The 21,601-nt window shown below is 51.6% G+C and carries 13 protein-coding genes; 4 read left to right on the forward strand and 9 right to left on the reverse strand.

The features are described from left to right. The first annotated feature begins 126 nt into the window (after positions 1–126). Positions 127–2,424: a metallophosphoesterase gene (locus tag Pr1d_RS07295; RefSeq protein ID WP_148072921.1), complete on the forward strand. Its 2,298-nt coding sequence runs from the start codon at positions 127–129 to the stop codon at positions 2,422–2,424. A 4-nt stretch (positions 2,425–2,428) separates the two neighbouring features. On the opposite strand, the gene Pr1d_RS07300 is transcribed toward Pr1d_RS07295, so the two are convergent. The 7 genes from Pr1d_RS07300 to Pr1d_RS07330 all read right to left on the reverse strand — a co-directional run bounded on the left by Pr1d_RS07300 (position 2,429) and on the right by Pr1d_RS07330 (position 11,280). Next, entirely contained in the window at positions 2,429–4,417 is a 1,989-nt protein-coding gene (locus Pr1d_RS07300) for a metallophosphoesterase (RefSeq protein WP_148072922.1), read from the reverse strand. A gap of 127 nt (positions 4,418–4,544) precedes the next feature. Beyond that, positions 4,545–5,432, reverse strand: coding sequence for a PEP-CTERM sorting domain-containing protein (locus Pr1d_RS07305; protein ID WP_148072923.1), 888 nt, complete (start codon positions 5,430–5,432; stop codon positions 4,545–4,547). Between the two features lie 278 nt (positions 5,433–5,710). Beyond that, positions 5,711–6,904, reverse strand: coding sequence for a dockerin type I domain-containing protein (locus tag Pr1d_RS07310; RefSeq protein WP_148072924.1), 1,194 nt, complete (start codon positions 6,902–6,904; stop codon positions 5,711–5,713). An 83-nt stretch (positions 6,905–6,987) separates the two neighbouring features. Next, positions 6,988–7,476 carry a hypothetical protein gene (locus Pr1d_RS07315; RefSeq protein ID WP_148072925.1) on the reverse strand — a complete coding sequence of 163 codons (489 nt, stop codon included), beginning with the start codon at positions 7,474–7,476 and terminating at the stop codon, positions 6,988–6,990. Next, on the reverse strand, positions 7,473–8,525 hold the full coding sequence (locus Pr1d_RS07320; RefSeq protein ID WP_148072926.1) for a DUF1559 domain-containing protein: 1,053 nt from the start codon (positions 8,523–8,525) through the stop codon (positions 7,473–7,475). The genes Pr1d_RS07315 and Pr1d_RS07320 overlap by 4 nt, the downstream gene beginning before the upstream one ends. Before the next feature lie 395 nt (positions 8,526–8,920). Then, positions 8,921–10,111 carry an alkaline phosphatase family protein gene (locus Pr1d_RS07325; RefSeq protein ID WP_148072927.1) on the reverse strand — a complete coding sequence of 397 codons (1,191 nt, stop codon included), beginning with the start codon at positions 10,109–10,111 and terminating at the stop codon, positions 8,921–8,923. Then, positions 10,108–11,280: an AraC family transcriptional regulator gene (locus Pr1d_RS07330; RefSeq protein WP_148072928.1), complete on the reverse strand. Its 1,173-nt coding sequence runs from the start codon at positions 11,278–11,280 to the stop codon at positions 10,108–10,110. Before Pr1d_RS07330 ends, Pr1d_RS07325 begins: the two co-directional genes overlap by 4 nt. A gap of 246 nt (positions 11,281–11,526) precedes the next feature. Here Pr1d_RS07330 and Pr1d_RS07335 point away from each other — a divergent pair, with 246 nt between their 5' ends. From Pr1d_RS07335 to Pr1d_RS07345, 3 genes are all read left to right on the forward strand, one after another. After that, positions 11,527–12,732, forward strand: a complete 1,206-nt coding sequence (locus Pr1d_RS07335) for a Gfo/Idh/MocA family protein (protein WP_148072929.1) — start codon at positions 11,527–11,529, stop codon at positions 12,730–12,732. Positions 12,733–12,780: 48 nt separating this feature from the next. Then, positions 12,781–18,051, forward strand: a complete 5,271-nt coding sequence (locus Pr1d_RS07340; protein ID WP_168205108.1) for a PVC-type heme-binding CxxCH protein — start codon at positions 12,781–12,783, stop codon at positions 18,049–18,051. A gap of 481 nt (positions 18,052–18,532) precedes the next feature. After that, on the forward strand, positions 18,533–20,227 hold the full coding sequence (locus tag Pr1d_RS07345) for a peroxidase family protein (RefSeq protein ID WP_148072931.1): 1,695 nt from the start codon (positions 18,533–18,535) through the stop codon (positions 20,225–20,227). A gap of 102 nt (positions 20,228–20,329) precedes the next feature. Here the strand turns inward: Pr1d_RS07345 and Pr1d_RS07350 are convergent, their stop codons facing one another. Both Pr1d_RS07350 and Pr1d_RS07355 read right to left on the reverse strand, forming a co-directional pair. Continuing rightward, positions 20,330–20,692: a hypothetical protein gene (locus Pr1d_RS07350; protein ID WP_148072932.1), complete on the reverse strand. Its 363-nt coding sequence runs from the start codon at positions 20,690–20,692 to the stop codon at positions 20,330–20,332. Between the two features lie 428 nt (positions 20,693–21,120). Beyond that, the gene (locus tag Pr1d_RS07355; protein WP_148072933.1) at positions 21,121–21,594 is read right to left on the reverse strand and encodes a flavin reductase family protein; all 474 of its coding nucleotides are present in this window, start codon (positions 21,592–21,594) and stop codon (positions 21,121–21,123) included. Positions 21,595–21,601: the final 7 nt, after the last annotated feature.

Consider the following 21,601-nt stretch of genomic DNA (forward strand, 5'->3'; position numbering starts at 1 on the left):
TAAGATTTGGTTGCTGTTCATGAGGCAAATACTCGTGCAACCAACACGGAGAAACGTGTCTCATGACAAGTGCTGCAAGTACTTGAACGACTTTTCCAATCACGAAATCGATCTGAATAAGTGCGTATGATGAACGAGATATCGCAAAAACTATCCATATACCAACTGCTCTTCATTGTCACTCTGAGTCTTTGGCATTTGTTTGGCGACGCTCAAATCGCGGTCGCCGAGGCGTTGCCGATTCAACCAGGTTCATGGACGCTGGCCGTGTTGCCTGACACGCAAGATTACACGGAATTTGGACTCTCTCACTTCACGACTCAGACCCAGTGGATCGCTGATCATGCAGTGTCACACAATATCCAATACGTACTCCACGAAGGCGATGTGACCGAGCACAACAATACGACCCAGTGGGATCGGGGTCTCACGTCGATGAATATCCTCAATGGTGTAGTGCCCTATGCGATTGCCCCCGGGAACCATGACTACGGTCCGAGTGGTTTCTCGGCGAACCGAAATACCTTGTTCAACGATCCTGGCTACTTTGGTGCGGGCTCCCCTTATGCCAATCAAGCTTCAGTCGGGGGTTTCTTCGAAGCCGGCAAGACGGATAATTCCTACCACACTTTTAGCGCGGGTGGGCAAGACTGGTTGGTGTTGGCCATGGAATGGGCGCCTCGAGATAGTGTGCTGACTTGGGCAAATCAGGTTGTTACGGATCATCCTGACCATCAAGCCATGCTTGTGACTCACGCCTACATGTACTACGACGAAACTCGCTACGACTGGGCAACCAAGGGTACGACCCAGCAGTGGAATCCTCACAGCTACCCATTGGAAAACAATCCCGGTGAAACGGTCAACGATGGCCAAGAAATTTGGGACGGCCTCGTATCACAGCATGAAAACTTCCGTTTCACCTTTAGTGGGCATGTTCTTGGCGATGGCACCGGTTTTCTCAGCAGCGCTGGCGACCAAGGGAACATCGTGCACCAGATGCTGTCCAACTACCAGTTCAAAACCCAGGGTGGCAACGGCGACATGCGGCTCTTGGAGTTCTTGCCCGATGGCGAGACAGTTATCGTGAGGACCTACTCCCCAGTATTGGATCGCTATGACACCAAATATGACCAAGAATTCATACTCAATCTGAACGAGTTGCGTGAACCACTTGCGCCTCCCATCAATGAGCGCTCAGTTGCCGCCAATCTACTTGTCGGAGGCTCCACCACCAATGGAAGCAATGCCGTTGGACCGGTCACCGTCCCGCAGAGTTCGCTCCCAGGGATCGGAACATTTCAACTGAATCGGGGCGACTATCAACTCTCTGTTGGTGGCCAGGGCATGGAGTACAAGCGGGGCATTTTGCTCGCCAGCATCACTCAGAATCTTCGAGATGGGTTGCGGGCCACAGTAGAAGCGGGGCGCAATAGCTTCGAAGACGGCCTTATGGCCTTGTCTCTCACTCAAGCTGGGGCGGCGGGGCTAACGGAAGTGAATTTTAATAACTCCGTGGCTTGGTTTGATTTTCGAGCCGGTTGGCAAGGAGCCCATGTGAATGCGAATGGTTCTTTGGCGACGGATGCCTTCCAGGGAGTTGATCAGTCGATGCTCTCCAAACAGGCTGCCGGAAGATACACATTGGATATGGGGGTACATTCCCAAACCGATGGACTCTTGTTTGCCATCGGCAACAACAATAGCAATGTCGTGGTTCAAACTGCGCCACATAGCGACGGAAGCGGCTGGGATCTGCGCGTCCAAAGCAATGTCAGTAATTTTTCCGGCACGGGGATTGATCAGGACTTCAGTTTTCTCTATCTCCCGTACGATACCGAGGGCCTTGTTGGTGGGCTCTATGAAGGTGCCAACGATTCTCACATCTCATCGGTTGGAACTTTCACGATGACTCGACTATCAGCAGGCGAGTATGAATTGACGATTCCAAACGAGTCGCCCGAAACGGGTATGTTAATCCTTACCGTAAGCGATGATTTTTTTAACGGTTCAATCACTGCCCCGAATGATAACTTCCTGACCTATGAACCGACCCTTTCGGGAAGCTTCATGATCAACGCCTTCGATCTACCCAGTCTCAGCATGGAAGACACCAGTTTCTCCTGGGCCTTCATCAGTTTTGACGATCCACTCGCACCTGCGACGATTGCTTCGGCCGATTTCAATGAGGATGGGTCGGTGGACGGCGCTGATTTTCTCATTTGGCAACGTGGCGTGAATTCCGCAGCCGGGTTGGCCAACGGGGATGCAGACAATAGCGGCTTCGTGGATGGCGATGACCTGGCGATTTGGCAGGATCAGTATGGTACGGACGGCATGAATGCCCCGTTGTCAGTGGTTCCGGAACCTACGGCACTACTTCTGATCGTCTTAGGACTGTTGGTACCAAACCGTATTAGGTAACACTTTATCCCACTCGCCGAGGGCAGACGCACAAGATACTTGCAAAACCTAGTAGCAATGTGAGCGCCGAAGATTCGGGCACCATAATATTTGAAGCGAGTGTGGATTCCGGGAAGCCGAAGTTTGTCTGCCAAGCAAGCAAATCCTCGGGACTCAATTCATTGGGTGAATCCCCTCTCTGCCAGAGGAGAAAATCGTTCCCATCGACATCACCGTCACTGTCGAAGTCGCCATCGATTGGTTGAGAAACTAGAGACAATTGAATCGTAAAGTACTCGTCCGTGGCATAACTCCATTGGTCGAGATAAGGCGAGTAAGATTTGACAGTAACCGTTTGCCCGTTCGGTGAAAACTCCAAGAAACGAATCCAGCCCTCACCCCCTGCTGTACGGTTTTGTTGGTCTACCAACATTTGGTAAACGTTGTTGCCATTGTCGGCTTGTTCCAGTTGATAGGGAAATCCATCGAATTCATCGAACTGATGCCCCGTGATCACCAAAGGCATGTTTTCACGCCCTTTGACTAGCTTGTCCCAGAGTTCCTTGCCATCGTTGGCCCCCGTCGCCCAGCCGTAGGAGTGGGGATTGTAGATTGATTCAACATGGTTGACCTCGCCGTCGCGAACCTGATCGTGCGTTAGGCTCTGAGGATCATTGGGGTCCACGGGCGAAGCGTCAAACCAGCGGCCCCCGTCAAACATATAGGCATGCGTGAGGAGAATTGCCCGATGGTCGGGATGGGAATCTAGCACCGCATTGGCCCAATCTAAAACCTCGTCCCGCGGTCCAAATTCCAAGGCCATGACAATCGTTTCTTCGCCGTTGGCTTCGAAGGTATGAAACGTGTTGAGCATGCTATTCGGCTCTGCCGGGTAGTTGCCTCCGAGGGTGGATTGATTGGCGTAAGGTGATCCGACACCGAATCGATTGGCCTGGTTGAATTGCGAAACATTGCGATTGTTGGCGTAATCATGATTTCCCGGTGCAATGGCATAGGGAACCTGAGCATTGTCGAGAGTGCTCATCGCGGCAGTAGCATTGTTCCACTGCGTGGTGTCATCAAAATTCACCACATCGCCCACATGGAGCACCATCTGGATGTTCCGGCTGTTGGCGTTGTCTGCCAGCCATTGGGTTTGTTGGGCATAAATATCGGGGCGGAACTGACTATAGTTCTGGGTATCGCCCAAGATGGCGATCGTATAGGAGCCGGGCGATACATCTGCAGGATTGTCCATGAACACTTGCCCGGACACTCCTGTCCCTTGGGCATTGGCACCGCCAAGCTGTAGGAGTTCACTGGAGCTCATCGCTCGATCCAGATAGCGATAGCTGCTTACATAGCCTGGGGCCGTCTCATTGTTTTCATCTGCGAAGAGGTGAAAGGTTGGATCTAAGGCAAATCGGCTGCTGCTGGCATCTTGTTCGCCCACATAGCCACCATTAATATACTTGTGCCAAGTACCGGACGAATCTCGAGTAATGGCAACTCGATTCCACTCGTCCGGACGAATCGCACCATGATATTGTCCACTAATACCTATTCCGCCCCATGGGACATTACGCACAAACAAGTCGCCGTCGTTTCCATTGGAGACACTCGTTTGCAAAAGGGGCCGCCACTGGATATCACTCGACTCGGGATACAAAATGTCCCAAATCATGGTGTATTCTTCCACGAGGGGAGAACCCCCGTGGGTAACGGTGTAACCTTGACCGGGTGTCGTAGCCGGAAACGCCATCACCTGTTCGCTACCCGAACTATCGTAGATAGCGGGCAAACCGAGAGCAGCGGTAGTTCCATAACTAGAAAATGACGCTGTATCGCCCCGATAGCTAAGCGTGCTACTACCGACGTTGGCGCTGAGGTCTCCCTCGAAGTTCCAAATCGAATCAATCGCGCTGGCCGAATTTAAAGTGCATAGCAAGATCGCCAGGAGGGAGAACGAAACACCGAGGCGAGCAGCAGTAGGTCGTAGAGTAGCAATATTCATCGGAATCCTCACAGGATAGGGCCCTCGGCGACGAGCTCTTTTTATGAAGCAGGATAAGAAAAAACGGTGGCTTCCCTCGCGGAAAACCACCGTACGTAGGCTTTCATTACTTCACTAAATCAGTCGACTAGCTTCTTCGACGCACTGCGAACAAACTGGTCAGCCCCAGGCCGAATAGGATCATCGACGATGGCTCGGGAATCGGATCAGCCATAATCAGTGGAGTAGGGAACGGATTACCAGTCGCAGTCGACTGATCTTCCTCCCAACCACCCATGCCGGCAACTTGCGACGTTGTCAAAGCATGGTCCCAAGTCATGAAGGTACCAAGATTCCCCCATTGATCTTCCCAGTTATTATCTATCATGATGTGTACCTGGGGATCTAGTGAGAATCGGCCGTCAACTGGTTGCCCGGCTCCGTCCAGGAATAATTCACCATTAACGTAGACTCGAAAGAAATTGCCATTGTCAACAGATAGAACAACTCGATTCCAATTAGAGACGTCGTAGGACTCAGCCGAATATCCGACTGCACCGATGCCAATCTGACCAGTAGGGTTGGTAAACAGGTCACCATCGCTAGCGCCAGTATCTACTACTGGAGTTCCTGTCTGGAGAAAACTATTCCAGGAGGTGAGGCCACTTGTCTGCCTAAAGTCCCATAGCAAAGTGTATTCATTAACATATGAACCACCACCATTGGGGCTTATCCCGTGAGTAGCGGTAAACCAGTCGTGACTACGAGTTTGAGCTGTGCCACCGTCCTGGTAAAGAAATGGAGTACTCTCCGTACCAATCTGTATTGAAACGTCGGGAAGATAGCCGCCGTTATTCACATTACTGTTAGACAAGTCTGTTCCGATGGTCGCGCCCATCGTCGCCCTGCCCGTGTTGTTATCTAGCGACTCGAATCGCCATAGTCCAGTTACACCACTGGGAACATTCACCACAGCGGAAGCCACATTGGCGACGGCTACCATGCACATGGTTAGCATCATAGTTTTCTTATTCATGAGCGTTTCTCCAAAAAAAAGGTTGTCCTCAGTCAATGAACTACTCCCGAAGAGTAGAGCCGGGGACGAAATACCAAAGGTGCCAATTCTCAATACAAACAATCGAAAAAAGTTTTACGAAAAGCAGCTAAGGGAAGTCCACGAAGGAAACTTGCTGTGACTCCTCTATTCACCATTGTTATCAAAATCACACTTCCTTCAACTAGTTTTACCGCTGTTTCGCCTACCAATAATTGTGATTTTTCACATGCTCCTGATTTGCTTCTAAGGTCCCACGTTTATCGTCGTGTCATCAAACCGCAAACGGCTGCAGCCATGAGCAATACCATCGCTGCTGGTTCTGGAACCGCCACCGCAGACACGAGTGGAGCAGTTCCATACTGATCCTGCCAAATGGTCAGATCCGTACTGTTGACACTGCCATCGTCGTTGGCATCGCCCTGGGCTAGAGTCGATCCATTTCCATAACCACGTTGCCAGATCAAGAAGTCTGATCCGTCGACAAATCCATCACCGTTGAAATCGGCATTCATAGTTCCTGGGTCAGGCAATACATCGAACGAAAAACCGGCAATTCCGGCACCCGTACCGCCTCCCGTATTGGGGCCCGCTGTCGCCGCAAAGACAAAAGAGTCTCCCTCTTGAGCATTGATAATGTCGAAGAAATGCATGTCGACAAAACGGTCTTTCAGTTCACCAGAAAGAGTTCCTGTCTGCACCGGCGAACCGACAGGAACGGGCGTAGCCCCACTATTGTCATATTGCTGAAGAAAGACCTCAGTTGGGGCAAACCGCTCTGCGTCCATGCCGCCTGTCATAACGCCGATGCGGAACGCCGAGGGAGTATTTGGTCCCACGGTGAATCCCCATCTTCCCGTTGGTGCGTTTTCAGGAATATTGCCGAGGATATCTGCCCCATCCAGAAATCCCATTTTAACCCAGGGGTTTTGGCCGGTGTTGTTTCCGGCAGCAGCTTGAGGATAGTTAGTTCCGTCAAACGACCATTGCCTGGTACCATCAAACATCAGAGTTGGATCATCGATAAGAGAGTACGCATACCCTCCTACCAGTTTTGAGGACAAGATTTGGGAATCAGACACCCAGCTTGGTAGGTCAATTAGGTTGGGATAATAAGTCATAAAGTAAGGGTCATCGATATCGACAGGTGCAAATGAAGTGCCACCTATTGTATTCGCGTTTGGATAGGAGAAAGTTGTAGCAAATAATGCATAACCTTCCTTCCCATAGAAGTTTTCTGGATAAGCACCACTTCCGGTCGCATAAATGTTAGCGGAGGTGGATGTTCTCCAAGGGACTGTCACATAGGGAAGGCCTCCACCGGGAAAGAATCCATTGTCCAAATTGGCTTGAGAACCTACAAATTGCAAATTCACGCCGTACCCTGGACTCGTCGCTATAACAAAGCAAAACAGAGATACTGCAATAGTCAGTGTTGTTCGTGGTCGATTCATAGTTAATCCCTCAATTGAATTTTGGTCATATTGAAAACGTTCCTTGTCATTGCAATGTTGCAATTTGTGGCCAGTCATCTTAATTACTCGGATGTAAGTTCAAAGTCCTTTTCAAGGTGTTCAGCGGGTTCTATTAGAACTATTAAATTCGAACCCGTGTTGTATTGCGGTGGTATATACTGCTCATAGATTTCCAAAGAAACACCTTCGCTTTCCTTCAAGAATGCATTTTGTTCAGCTTTTTTGCCGGTCGCTCGATCGCCCGTAATTCGAACCAGATACTTACCTGGGACCAATCCGAACTCTTTTGGGATGGAATACTTGCCATCGACGATAATTCCGAATTCCATTTTTCCGCTTTCTCCCTGAACCGGTTCAAAAGAAACCTGTCCGTTGTTGACCGGTTCTTTGTCAAAGCTTACGTTCCCCGAGAGGGCAACTCGCTCCACTTGATTGCTGCAACCTATGTTTACAGAGCAAATTGCAATCAAGAAAATCGATAAGCGTCTAAATAAATACATTCGTCTATTGTACTTGAGCCAGAAAGCCTCATGGAAAAATCTTGGACTCATTTCTGGTTGCTCAGGATCTCTCCGTTTGCCATGGTTGAAATCGCTCTCCAGATATCGATCGAAATGTCGTCATTCATAAATTCAACATGTCCGTCGCAATATGCAACGTGTACACCACCGGGATGTGTACTCCGGGCAGGCTGTGTCCACGGACCTCTTGAGCCTCGTCGAAGTTCCGAGCAAGGTGCTGATGGATTGAGGATTCCTTGTTTGTCATCGCCTCCAGACTCATCAGCACACCACTCCAGCAGGTCTTGCGAACGTGCATTTGGCGAATTCTCGTGGGAATAGACACAACTGCCTAAGAACAGGACCCCTCGAGAGTCCTCTCCCGGATATTGGCGACACTCGCCAAGCATAGCAGTATTGCTCAGACCGTCAGTGATCTCACTGAGTTTCGTGCCTTTATTCTTTTGCCCCCAAACCTTGCCAAAAGGCCCTCGCTTATCGATGCCACCACTTAGCTGCATATCAAAATCTCGGCGAGAATTGTAATAATTCTCTGATGCCCGCTGCCACCATTGCCACCAACCTTGATTTGCCAAGTAGTTGCCATGGGCAAAGCACTCTGCTGCTCCCGTGTGAATGCCGCGCGGCTGATCCGAGGGGCATTGAAAGACATCGAGTTGGGTGTAGCTCCAGGGGGCAGCGTTCGGGCATGAGCCTCCGGCAAGTTCCCAGGGGCGATAAGCAGAGATTGTGAAATCGATTTGCCCGAACATGCTTGCCTGTTCGAGAAAAGGCAGGATATAGGAGGCCCATGTGTGAAAGCTGTCTACATCTGTACCAGGGCCCCCACTTGGGCCTACGTCGACCGAAGTAAACCCCGATGGCAAACGGCTAAAACTGCTTTCGTGGTTCAAGCAGGCCAGCCCCAGATTCTTCAAATTGTTTTGGCAGGTATTCCGTCGTGCGGCCTCACGTGCAGCCTGAATCGCAGGCAATAGCAGCGCTACCAGGACACCAATAATCGCAATCACGACCAATAGCTCTACTAGAGTGAAGCCTCTAGTATTCTTCTCGCGATATTTATCAATTAATCGATTCATATGGGGGTGCGCCTCTTGAACCCTTCTAGTTCCTTGCTTCTCTCTATTCCTGAATGAAGAGTAGCGTTGCCGAATTCTTTTCAAATCAATTCAAATATGTAAACTCTTGATCGCCGGATAGGCAGGAACAGACTTCAAGTACTTGAATTCTCTGATAAGAGATTTAGGATTTGCCGCTCATCAACAGTAAGTAGGCTACGAAAGGAGTGAAAAGAATCTCCACAAGTGCCTACCATGTTAATCTTCATTGAGCACTACAAATTCGTCAATTGAAAATTGCCAACATAATTCTGCGATAATTTACACGTCTTAATTGTCGCAATAGCAAAAGTAGTCACTGACGGAGGTCATTCGATTGGATGGCATTGAGGACCGATTTGTCTTGGATAAGTGTCCTAGTCTTTAACAGGCGTGGATTGAGAGCCTTTCGCTTCCGAGCGAATAACATCGGGTAGACATGGAGCAATCTTGGAATCTGCGGTCGTAAGATCGTATCCCAATAAGGCCGCTATGGTGGTTGCTACTTGGCCCTGTGAGAGATTACATCCACTTTGAACTCCTGTGGCAGGCGTGTCTGGACCCAGTACGGCAATCCAGATTTGTTCGGATCCCGGGAGCTCCGCGCTGTGGTTTTTCCAGCCCTCGCGGCCATGGCCTCGACCGTGGTCGACCGTGACAACCAGCGAAGTTTTTCCGCGATAAACTGGCGAGTTTTGGGCGAATTCCCACAATTCCCGTAGATAATCGTCGCAGCGACGAGAAGACTCTAGATACAAGTCGTAGCGTCCCGAATGGCACCAATCGTCGGGTTCGTCCAGCGATAGGTAGAGTATTCGAGGGTGTTGCGACTGCAAGTATTCCATCGCGCCGGCGAAGGTCAGATTGTCGAAACGCGCGTACTCCCACAAATGAGGTGTTTCGCGAACAGATCGATTGAGAAATTCGCGGCGTTCCGAATTCTCGACGTGATCAAACTCTTGCCAGCCTGCGTTCACATATATCCCACTGCGTGGGGCATTGATGATATAGGGAACAACATCCCACGATGCGAAGGAGGCGACCTTACCAGAGAAGTCAGGCTTTTCGTGGAGCCACTCGAGCACTGTTTTGTTCTTGTTGTTAACCTTGTCGTTCGAGGCAATCGACTTGTCGGGAAATCCACACAAGAGTTCTTGATAGCCTGGGTAGGAGAAGTATTTACCATTCTCAACCAAGACCTGGCAGTCATCCAATGCTGAACCATAGAGCTGCCCCTCCTTCGCGACAACGCTCCAGATAAAGGGCATCAGTCGCTCACGGCGCACGAGCGGGTCCTCATGCCAATAGGTTTCGCGAATTCTTGGAGGGTTGTAGACTCCTCCGATCTCTTTGTCGATGAGACGATTGTCTGCGCCAGTAAACAGTTCCTCCGGGCGCATGCCGTCGATCGTGACAAGCAGCACGTATTGGGTTTGCTGTTCATCAGCAGCGCACGAACAACATGCCACACTAGGCCAGATAAGGATGGAAACTAGCACGGCAACTAGACGACTCAGCAGTGATATACGAAGCAAGCAAGCCCTCATCTTCTTGGCCAGTCCGATCATACTCTGTTTCCTCTCGATAGCTTGTTTTCTTTTCGATAGGCCCGTGGCGACAGATGCATATGACGCTTGAATGCCGCAGAGAAATAGTCGGGATTCGAAAAGCCTGTGCGGGCAGTGATCTCTGAAAGTGTCAAATTGGTTTCGCGCAACAGGCGGCAGGCGCGGTCGATGCGAATGCGGACGATCTCAGCGTGGGGAGTCCGTCGCACGAGCTTTTGAAATCGATGTTCCAGCATTCTTCGCGACAAGGGGACCGCCTTGAGCACGTCTGCCACTGTTATTCCCGTACAGGCATTTTCTCGAATAAATCGCAAGGCGGTGACGATATCCTCGTCATCGATTGCATAAACATCGCTCGACTGTCGTTCAGCAATCCCCGAAGGGGGAACGAGTATCGCCTCTTCCGAGAGCCTTTCGCCACGCATCATGTGATCAAGTAACTGAGCAGCCTCATAGCCAGTTCGATGAGTATCGGGGATCACACTCGAAAGGGGGGGCGTGCAGAGTCGGCACAGACGCACGTCGTTGTCGACCCCGATTACCGCCACTTGCTCAGGCACGGCAATCTCCAGCTCTCGGCAGATGTCTAGGAGTTGCTGGCCAGCGAAATCGTAGCACGCCATGACGCCGATTGGCTTGGGAAGACTTTCCACCCAGGCTTTCAAGCGTTTGCGCTCTTTGGTCCAGGAGAAACCTTTTTCATGAACAGGACTGCTTGAAAACTCGAAGCACTCAAAGTTCGAATTTTCTGCCAATGCTTTGAATTCATCCTGACGCCAACGCGACCAATTGAACTCTGGCTTACCGAGAAATGCGAACTTCTCGAATCCTCGGTCGACTAGGTGCTGGGCAGCCATGCGAGCAATCAGGCGGTCGTCCGTTTCCACCCAAGGGATGTTCTTTACTAAGCGTGCCGCACTCACATCTACCATCGGGATGTGGGTGCGGCGCACCATCGAGGCAATCGCTTCGGTTTCAATGCGGGCGATGATGCCATCCCCCTTCCAGTTCTTAAGCCAGCCCGGCGGAACTGCACCTCGGTCCTGCTCACCCACATATATGGACCACAGCTCGTGTTCCCGCTGGTAGGCAATGATTCCGTCTAGTAACCCTCGCGCATATGCGTTGGAAGTTTCAATCAGCAAGGCTACTGAGCGTCGTTCAGTCATTTCGGTAGATTAGATGGTCAGAATTAGGTGTGAATAGGAAGCGGATTCAAGTCCAAAGTATCCTTGTAATAAATCACATGTGTTATGCGCTATTAAACATTCTCTATCAACCTTGGCTAGATAAAATGAAGCATGGGTGAAGAAGATTCTCCACTCGATAACCTATTCGACAGGAAGAGGCAGGCCGCGTACTGCTCGGGCCTCCTTTCTGCGCAGACAAACACAGATCCAGAAAGACAAAGTGTGATGAAAAGTGCACGTCCATTGCGAGCTGCCTTGGTAGGCTTGGGTTTCGGAGCGGAGTTTATCCCCATCTACCAAAAGCACCCGCTCGTTGAACTCATTGCCATCAGCCGGCGCGACGAGCACGAATTAAATAAGATCGGCGATGCCTTTCAGATCGAAAACCGATATACCAAGTTCGAAGATGTCTTGGCGAACCCTGACATCGATTTCGTACATATCAACAGCCCGATTGGCGACCACGGATGGATGAGCATTGCCGCATTGGAGGCGGGGAAGCATGTGATGTGTACCGTCCCGATGGCCACGACGGTCGCCGAGTGTGAGAAGATTTGCCAACTCGTTTCCGATACCGGCCTGAAGTACATGATGGCCGAAACGGTGGTCTACAGCCGCGAGTTTCTGTTCATCAAAGAACTCTACGAAAAAGGTGAGTTCGGCCGTATCCAATATTTGCAGGCCTCACATCCTCAAGACATGGATGGTTGGCCAGAGTATTGGGAAAGCATGATCCCGATGCATTATGCGACGCATGTAGTTAGTCCCGTGTTGGGCCTGATGGATAGCAAGGCCGAGTTGGTCTCCTGCTTTGGTTCCGGCCGCGTGCGTCAGGACATCCAGGAAAAGAGTGGCTCTCCGTTTGCAGTCGAATCCTGCCACATCAAGGTTGCCGAGAGCGATGTTACCGCACATGTTTGGCGATTCTTGTACGACACGGCACGTCAGTACCGCGAGAGTTTCGATGTGTACGGCTCGAAGAAATCCTTTGAGTGGTCGCTTGTTGAAGGTGAATCGCACGTCATGCATACCGCGAAGCGACCCGAAGCGGAAATCGCAGAGAAGGTGGAAATTCCCGACTTTGCGCATCGTCTTCCAGAACCGATTCAACCGTTTACCCGGTCCATCGTCGATGCCGAGCATCTTTCCTTCTTGCAAGGTGGCGGGCACGGTGGTTCCCATCCCCACCTGATTCATGAATTTGTTGACTCGCTACAATCAGATCGTGATCCCTGGCCCAATGCGGCGACCAGTGCCAACTGGACTTGCGTCGGGATTCTGGCCCATGAATCGGCCATGAATGGTGGAGAGGCGCGGAGCCTGCCAGAATTCACCCGCGACAGTAAAACTCGCGTTGATGCTGTTGAAAATGGCGTCCGTCCGCCAGTCCACGCTCGAAAGACTGCCGCAGCACCTCAGGCGGCATCGTAGCCAGGGTCGTTGCTCCCTAGTCAGAACAGTGGAATAATGGATCTCGCTATGGCTGTCTTGAAACGATCTCTGGTTCTGTTCGCCTTCTTGTTTGCGTTGCACTCGACCGGAAATGCAGCTGTCGCGAAGGAATCGCCATCATTTAAGCGACTCCAACTGACGGATCAGTTTTTCTCAGAAGGGGCAACTGCTGCCGATATCAATCGCGATGGAATCGCAGATATCATTTCCGGCCCGTACTGGTATGCTGGGCCAGAATTCACTGAGCGATTCGAATACTATCCACCCAAAGCGTTTGATATAGCCAACTATTCCGACAATTTCTTTGCCTTTTCCTACGACTTTAACGGCGATAGCTGGAACGACATCCTGATCATTGGTTTCCCCGGTGCGGAAACTTTTTGGTATGAAAACCCGCAAGGCAAGTCAGGACACTGGAAGCGTTATCTAGTGTGGGCAGCCACAGATAACGAATCACCTACTTTTGGGGACGTCAATGGCGATGGTATTCCAGAACTTGTGTGCATGACTGGTGGCCAGTTCGGTTTCGCTGAGATCCCGACCGACGATCCGACCCAACTTTGGCAGTTTCGTGCGGTCTCACCGAAACGCGAATACGAAAGGTTTTCCCACGGTCTGGGTGTTGGAGACATCAACGGAGATGGCCGGATGGACCTCTTGGAAAAGCAAGGTTGGTGGGAGCAACCGTCGCAGTCTGACGCCGAAGAATGGGACTTCCACGAAGTCCATTTCTCTGGACCCGGTGGTTCGCAAATGTTCGCCTATGACGTCGACGACGATGGTGACAACGACATTGTGACAGCCAAAGCGGCCCATGCCTATGGTCTCGCTTGGTTCGAAAATCTTGGCAACGGAAATTCGGATGAAATCAAGTTCCAAGAGCATTTGATTATGGGTGAACGACCGGCTGAGAGCGACCATGGGGTCACATTCTCACAGCTTCATGCGATTGCTCTGGCCGACATGGATCGCGACGGCGACTTGGACATAGTCACAGGCAAACGATTCTGGGCTCATGGCGGTCACGACCCTGGTGGACATGACCCTGCTGTACTGTACTGGTTTGAAACAGTACGCGGCGAGGATGGCGTGAACTTCGTTCCTCATCGAATCGACAACAACTCTGGTGTTGGTACCCAAGTAGTAGTCACGGACATCAACGAGGATGAGCTTCCAGATATCGTAGTTGGCAATAAGAAGGGAACGTTTGTTTCGGTCCAAACATCCTCTGAAAATGAGAAGGATTCCGACGGCGGCCTGGTAAGCAATGAAAGCGAAGAGGTTGATTCTCCAAGTGAAGCGCAGGCTGGTGAATCTGAGAACGTATTTCTCGCTACCGCAGACGATGGTCGCGTGCTAAATCTTGACTTTGAGACAGGCGATCTGTCGGATTGGACCGCCGAGGGCAATGCGTTTCATGATCAGCCTGTCGAGGGAGATACGGTTCATATGCGACGGCCAGAGATGGTCAGCGGACATGATGGCGATTATTGGTTGGGCACCTACGAAACTGGCCAAGATCGCACGCAGGGTTCCCTGACCTCAGTGCCCTTCAAAGTGACTCACCCCTACGCGAGCTTTTTAGTTGGCGGAGGTGGCGGGAAGGCGCTGGGTGTTCAAGTCGTGCGAGCTTCTGACAATGAAGTGCTCCACCATGTAAGTGGTCGCAACGCCGAGGAAATGCGACCCGTGGTCGTGGACCTGAGCAAGAACCTAGGAGAGAAGGTTTTCTTGCGGGTAATAGATCGAGCCGTTGTGGGATGGGGGCACGTCAATTTCGATCACTTCCGACTCCATGATCAGGAGCCAGAATTCCCCGAATCAACGAATACCGAGCGATTGCCCGACGCGTACCCCTATGCTGGACTCCCCGGCGAAAAGGCCGTCGAGGTCATGGAGCTACCCGAAGGGTTTAAGGCAAAACTTTTTGCAGCCGAGCCCGACGTTAAGCAGCCCATTGCCATGGCTATCGATGATCGTGGTAGGCTTTGGGTCGCCGAAGCGTACGAATACCCGGTGCGGGCTCCCGAAGGCGAGGGAACCGATCGAATTCTCATCTTCGAAGACATAGACGGCGATGGGAAGTTTGACAATCGGACCGTGTTCGCCGAAGGGCTGAATCTCGTCAGCGGGATTGAAGTGGGATTTGGAGGTGTGTGGGTAGGTGCTTCCCCGTATCTAATGTTCATCCCCGATCGCGATGGCGACGATGTGCCCGATGCGGATCCTGAGATTCTGCTGGATGGCTGGGCTCGGCAAGATACTCACGAAACTCTCAACACATTCATCTGGGGACCCGATGGATGGCTCTATGGATGCCACGGTGTGTTTACCCATTCGCGCGTTGGGAAACCTGGTACTCCCGATGACCAACGCGTGCCGCTTAATGCTGCCATCTGGCGATACCACCCCACTCGGTATGAATTCGAGATCTTTTCCGAAGGGACGAGCAACCCTTGGGGCGTGGACTTCGATGACCACGGTCAGGCCTTTTGCACAGCGTGCGTCATCCCCCATCTCTACTACATGATTCAAGGTGGCCGGTACCAACGACAGGCTGGACAGCATTTCAATCCTTACACCTACGTCGACATAAAAACCATCGCCGACCACCGGCACTTCTTGGGCGACAATCCTCACGGTGGCAATGGAAACTCCGGCGATGCCGGCGGTGGCCACGCCCATGCTGGCGCGATGATCTATTTGGGTGGAGCTTGGCCCGAGAAGTACCGCGGTCGCATTTTCATGAACAACATTCACGGTCAGCGGATCAATACCGACATCCTCAAGCCTGCTGGCTCCGGATTTGTTGGCTCCCATGGTCCCGACTTTCTGCTCACGGGCGACATCGCCTCACAGATTCTCAACTTGCGCTACGGACCAGACGGCCAGGCATTTGCTATAGACTGGTATGACACGAACGCTTGTCATCACAATACTGTTGAGGGGCATGATCGAAGTAACGGACGCATCTACAAGATCGTCTATGGCGAAAGCAAGTACGAGCCGGTAAATCTAGCCGAACAAACCGACTTGGAATTGGCGGAGTTGGTGCTCAGCAAGAACGATTGGTATGTGCGACACGGACGTCGATTGTTGCAAGAGCGACAAGCTTCAGGAGGAATATCTGAGGCAGCACGCGATCGACTTGCTGAAATAGCCGCATCGCACCCTGAAGCGACGCGTAGGCTACGAGCCTTGTGGGCAATGCATGTCACCGGAGGACTCTCTAGTGAAGTACTCTCGAGCTCGATAACCGACAAGGATGAGCATGTCCGGGCGTGGACGATCCAGCTGGCACTTGAGGAGAAATCTCCGGGATTGGCAGCAGAACTACTCCCAGATTTAGCTCGGATGGCCAAAGACGATCCATCGCCTGTCGTGCGACTCTACATTGCCTCGGCTTTACAAGACCGTGTGCCCCTTGATGATCGCTGGTCGATTCTTGAATCCTTACTCTCACACGCTGAGGACGCAAGCGATCACAATTTACCGCTCATGTACTGGTACGCCGCTGAGCCTCTGGCTGAAGTCGATCCTGCACGGGCTTTGGCTCTAGGACTTTCCTGCGGCAAAACAATCCCGCTGGTGCGGAAATTTATGATCCAGCGTATTGCAACTGGTGGCTCCAAAGCAGCCTTAGTATTATTGCTTGATCGGATTATTGAATCGAACGACACCGAAGAGCACGCGGAAATCATTCGCGGGATTCGGAAGGCTCTCCAGGGTCAGCGGCAGGTGGCACCTCCACAGAACTGGCCCGCAGCATTCGCGAAATTGCTAAAAAACGGGAATGAGGACTTACGGGCCCAATCGAATGCTCTCGGAGTGACATTCGGTGACCAAGAGGCAATGACCGCATTTCGTGAAACCGTGGGTGATACCGAGGCGAGTCAAGCTTCTCGGCGTCAGGCGCTCGATGCCTTGCTGCGAGCTAAAGACGCGAAGCTTCTGCCAGTGCTTGTCGGCAGCCTCCGCGAGCCAACCCTCCGCGAGCCGGCACTTTTAGGTCTCGCTTTGTACGATGACCCGTCCATACCAGGGTCGGTACTGGATGTCTACGATGAACTCAGTCCGGCGGAAAAGCGCGCAGCACTTGCCACTCTCTGTTCTCGTGCTTCCTACGGAATTGAGCTTCTCAAAGCAGTCCAAGCTAAGCAAGTCCCGGCTGCGGATCTTCCGGCTGACTTGATCCGTCAACTTCAAAATCTCAAAAACGCTGAGCTTGATTCCTTGCTCGCCGATACATGGGGGCAGGTTCGCAGCACCCCCGAGGACAAGGCTAAGCTCATTGAAGAATTGCGTACCCTCGTTGCCAATCCTCCCTCGGCGGCCGATCCCGAGATGGGTCGAGCCGTATTCGCCAAAACTTGCCAGCAGTGCCACACGCTCTACGGCATCGGAGCAAAGATTGGACCCGACCTTACGGGGTCGAATCGTTCGGACTTAACCTATTTGCTGACGAATGTCGTCGACCCTAGTTCTGTAATCACAAAGGACTACCAACAGACAATCGTACTCACAATTGATGGACTGGTCGTTTCCGGTCTAGTGAAGGCCGAGGACGACAACTCGCTGACGGTCCAAACCACAACGGATGTCATCGTGATCCCCAAAGACGAGATCGAGGATCGGTATCTGAGCGAGCAGTCGATGATGCCAGATGATCAGTTGAAGCAGTTCACGCCTACTCAGATCGTTTCGCTGCTCACCTATCTGGCAGGTCGCGAGCAAGTCGCGACACTTGCTACAAAGGAAAATCAAGAAACGTTCTTTAATGGCCAAGATTTGACTGGTTGGAATGGTGATGAACAACTTTGGTCGGTTGAGAATGGGGAGATTGTCGGTCGCAGTCCTGGACTCGAAAAGAATTCATTTCTGTTTAGCGATATGGCTGCCGACGATTTTGAGCTAACACTCGAAGTGAAATTGATCGGCAACGAAGGTAATAGTGGCGTGCAATTTCGCAGTCAGCCTTTTGGCGAGAGAGAAGCCAAGGGATATCAGGCGGATATTGGCCCCGACTGGTGGGGCAAACTTTATGAAGAGAGTGGCCGTGCCCTTCTATGGGACAAGTCAGGCGAGCAGTTCGTCAAGAAAGGCCAATGGAACCAGTATAAGATTGTCGCCAATGGCAATCATATTCAAACCTGGTTGAATGGAAATCTTTGTGTGGATCTGGAAGATCCTGACGGCGCGCATAGAGGGGTTTTCGCATTGCAGATCCACTCCGGTGGCCCGATGGAAGTACGTTTCCGAAATCTAAAACTGAAAGTACTCGAAGGCCAATCCCTCTAGGCTCGAAGGGCGACTATTTCATCCTCGGCGTTGATGCTGCGGTGAGTGTTCCTCAGCAAGTTCCGATGTCGCCAATCTGGCTGATTGTGCTGGGTTTTTCCAAATAATCCCTTCTCAAGTGGGGGGCAATTCCCCCGTGAACTCTCTAAAAATTGACAATCACGTGGTCAATCATTAGAGTGAAGTGAAATGGCCCAGATACCTTGAAACTGCATATGATTTGCGTTTCCCTCTTGAAAGACTCAGCTACCCAAAGCTTCAGCCTAGCTCGCAAAACTTGATAAAAAGCGAGTTTTGCTTTAGCAAACTCCCTTTCCTAGCAGGTTCCTCCAGAGATTTAGCAGGATTTGCTTGTATTCTATCTCTCGATTGCGGTACGATTTCAAATGCCCGGCGATGAGAGAGCTATTGCACTTGCCTGAGTAAGCACCGATTTGCCTCACTTGAGTTTTCGACCGGCACCCTAGATGAGAAATCAGCAATGTTCGCGCCTGATAGCCAGCCAGTAAGATTTGCATCGAATGCGAGTCTATTCGTCGTACTCCTGCTCAGTGTGAGTACTGCCTTCGGCGAGAATCGCTCGATCGATGGCACGGGCAACAATGTATTGAATCCTTCTTGGGGTGCTGCTGGAACGAACCTCTCTCGCATGGCTGCTCCTATGTATGACGATGGGGTCTCTGCGCCGCGGGGAAGCTCAAGTACGCTGCCCAACCCCCGCGATGTGAGCAACATCGTTGTCGCCCAAGCCACTTCTCTTCCCAACACCCATTCGATGACAAGTTGGGTTTTCCAATGGGGGCAGTTCATAGATCACGACCTCGACCTGACAGGATCTGCCTCTCCGGCTGAGCCCTACAACATCCCGATTCCTGCTGGAGATCCGATATTTGATCCTGGCAACACGGGCACACAATTCATGGCTTTCAAGCGGTCGCTCTATGATGCGACGACAGGCACCTCCGTGGCCAATCCTCGAGAACAGATAAATCAGATTACTTCTTATCTTGACGGGTCGAATGTGTACGGCTCAGACGCAACCAGGGCAACGGCTTTGCGTACATTGAGTGGAGGTCGATTGAAGACCAGTGCAGGAGACCTACTCCCATTGAATACAATGGGGCTGGTTAACGATACAGGTGGTCCCGCCGATCCTTCTCAGTTCTATGTGGCAGGCGATGTCCGAGCCAATGAACAAGTGGGACTCACGGCCATCCACACGCTCTTCATGCGCGAGCACAATCGGCTTGCCGATGATCTTGCCGCTGCGAACCCGCTCTGGAACGATGAGCAGATTTATCAGCGTGCTCGCAAACTGGTAGGTGCCGAGATTCAAGCGATTACCTACCAGGAATTTCTGCCGGCCCTATTGGGATCGGTGGCGCCCAGTACGAATAGTGTCTATAATCCGGGGCTAGATGCTTCGATTATCAACGAATTCTCGACAGCCCTCTATCGGGTTGGCCATACGATGTTGCCAAAAGAACTGATGAGGATGCAGAATGATGGCAGCGAAGCCCCTGGCGGATCTATGTCTCTACGGGATGCCTTTTTCCTACCCCAGAATCTCTCTGCTAGCAACGAATTGGAATACCATCTCAAGGGTCTTGCGTCGGCAGTCCAGCAAGATGTGGACATGCACATGGTGGATGATGTGCGTAATTTCCTTTTTGGAATCCCCATTCCGGGAGGGTTTGATCTGGCGAGCCTGAACATTCAGCGCGGACGTGATCACGGATTGCCCGACTACAATTCAATGCGAGTTGCGTTTGGGCTGACTCCCAATCTGACATTCGCCGACATAAGCTCTGATCCAACTGTCCAGGCAGGCTTACAGTCTCTCTACGGCACGGTCGACAGTATCGACGCCTGGGTGGGAGCTCTGTCAGAAGATCATGTCGTGGGCTGCGAAGTAGGGGAACTAATAGCTGCCGGTCTCGTTGAGCAATTCACCCGCACGCGCGATGGAGATCGATTCTGGTACACTCGTGATGAAGACTTGGCCGGTGATCTCGCTTGGCTCTCTACTTTGAAGCTCTCAGACATAATTCGCCTCAACTCAGGTATTACGAACTTGCAGGATCATGTATTCTTCATGGCCGTTCCTGAGCCGAACAGTATGGCGTTGATCCTACTGGCTGCAGTAATTGCCCCTATCTCGGTACGGCGGCGTTAGAGATTCTTTTCTCTAGTGTCACTAGTTGGACCGATGGCACAAAAAAGTGCAGCAACCCTGAAGGCTGCTGCACTCATTTCGTTTGGAGCTATTCTTAGCTTTTTACTTGATAGCGTCAGCAGCTTCTCGCGCCTTGTCGGCAGCAGCATCAGCGGCGTCGGCGGCACCTTCAGCAGCATCTACGGTCGCATCTTTCACTGCATTACCAGCCGACTCGGCAGCATCCTTTACTTCGGCAGCAGCTTCGCCAGCCTTGTCAGCAGCCTTCTCGGTTGCGTCCTTGGCGGCATCCATGGCATCCTTTGCGGCTGCTTCTGTTTTCTCGGCAGCGTCCTTCGTGGCATCTATGGCGCTATTAGTAGCATCTTTTGCTTCGTCCGCCGCTTTCTGACGATCGGCTTTTTCGCATCCGACAACTGCTGAAAGACAAATCATCAAAGTTGCAACTAGAAATGAAAATCGCATGGCAAAACCCTTTTCTGAAAATGTTGAATCGACTCGCGTTGGTGCTTTCTGAGAAATCTTACTCGTTTGGCGATGTGACGCGAAAGAATTGCACACCTAGTATCTATCATAGCACCCTCAGAAATCTCGATACTAGGATTCCCCTCGAATTGGGGGTATTTCTTGCAAATCTAAGGCATCGGAGACGCAAAAAACCGGCAATTGTTGCATTCCCGATCTTTTCACTATTCCTAGCACCTTATTGAGCCTGCGTATCCGGATCTCTTGCTTCGGTGCTTGATCTAGCCCTTCTTGAGGGTGTTCCTGCCTATGATTTGCGTCCAAGACGAATCACGTTAGACGAGTACCATGCGATTGCGCGCTTGGGCAATCACTGTGGGGGGCAATCGCTCTTTGGCGAGGAAAGATCGCAAGCGACTAGACGATTCTCAATAGTGGCTCCCGCTCTTGCGGATATGGACAGTGGGCATTGCATCTTCTTGTAGTGCACCTCGAACAACTTTAGCCAGAAAGATGCAATGGTCACCCGAATTCAAATGCGAAACGGGCTCACACTCAAGATACCCCAGGCAATCCGCCAAGATAGGTACCGCCCGTGGGCAATGCTTCACATTGAGCCCTTCGAAGGCAGGTTCATCGGGCTCAAATCCTTTGCCGAAGTGCTTTAGCAATTCAAGGTTATTGTCGCCAACCATATTAAGTACAAACGGTTCGCCACGGCCCAACCATTCTTCCACATAGCGACCTAATTTTACGGCAACCGTGACCATAGGTGGTTCGAAGCCCGCTTGCATGACCCAACTGGTGAGCATTCCAGTGGCTCGCTCGCCACTGCCGGCGGTAAGAATGAAAAGACCACTGGGGACACGACCCAATACGGAGTCAAATTCAGGTTTATTCATTAAAGTT

Source organism: Bythopirellula goksoeyrii, from assembly GCF_008065115.1.
In the GTDB taxonomy this organism is placed as follows: Bacteria; Planctomycetota; Planctomycetia; order Pirellulales; family Lacipirellulaceae; genus Bythopirellula; species Bythopirellula goksoeyrii.

What these genes read in the sequence shown, in the direction of transcription:
- Pr1d_RS07320 (WP_148072926.1), bottom strand. Translation starts at nt 8,525, where the DNA reads ATGAATCGATTAATTGATAAATATCGCGAGAAGAATACTAGAGGCTTC.
- Pr1d_RS07340 (WP_168205108.1), top strand. Translation starts at nt 12,781, where the DNA reads ATGGCTGTCTTGAAACGATCTCTGGTTCTGTTCGCCTTCTTGTTTGCG.
- Pr1d_RS07315 (WP_148072925.1), bottom strand. Translation starts at nt 7,476, where the DNA reads ATGAGTCCAAGATTTTTCCATGAGGCTTTCTGGCTCAAGTACAATAGA.
- Pr1d_RS07295 (WP_148072921.1), top strand. Translation starts at nt 127, where the DNA reads ATGATGAACGAGATATCGCAAAAACTATCCATATACCAACTGCTCTTC.
- Pr1d_RS07330 (WP_148072928.1), bottom strand. Translation starts at nt 11,280, where the DNA reads ATGACTGAACGACGCTCAGTAGCCTTGCTGATTGAAACTTCCAACGCA.
- Pr1d_RS07350 (WP_148072932.1), bottom strand. Translation starts at nt 20,692, where the DNA reads ATGCGATTTTCATTTCTAGTTGCAACTTTGATGATTTGTCTTTCAGCA.
- Pr1d_RS07325 (WP_148072927.1), bottom strand. Translation starts at nt 10,111, where the DNA reads ATGATCGGACTGGCCAAGAAGATGAGGGCTTGCTTGCTTCGTATATCA.
- Pr1d_RS07310 (WP_148072924.1), bottom strand. Translation starts at nt 6,904, where the DNA reads ATGAATCGACCACGAACAACACTGACTATTGCAGTATCTCTGTTTTGC.
- Pr1d_RS07345 (WP_148072931.1), top strand. Translation starts at nt 18,533, where the DNA reads ATGTTCGCGCCTGATAGCCAGCCAGTAAGATTTGCATCGAATGCGAGT.
- Pr1d_RS07300 (WP_148072922.1), bottom strand. Translation starts at nt 4,417, where the DNA reads ATGAATATTGCTACTCTACGACCTACTGCTGCTCGCCTCGGTGTTTCG.
- Pr1d_RS07305 (WP_148072923.1), bottom strand. Translation starts at nt 5,432, where the DNA reads ATGAATAAGAAAACTATGATGCTAACCATGTGCATGGTAGCCGTCGCC.
- Pr1d_RS07335 (WP_148072929.1), top strand. Translation starts at nt 11,527, where the DNA reads ATGAAAAGTGCACGTCCATTGCGAGCTGCCTTGGTAGGCTTGGGTTTC.
- Pr1d_RS07355 (WP_148072933.1), bottom strand. Translation starts at nt 21,594, where the DNA reads ATGAATAAACCTGAATTTGACTCCGTATTGGGTCGTGTCCCCAGTGGT.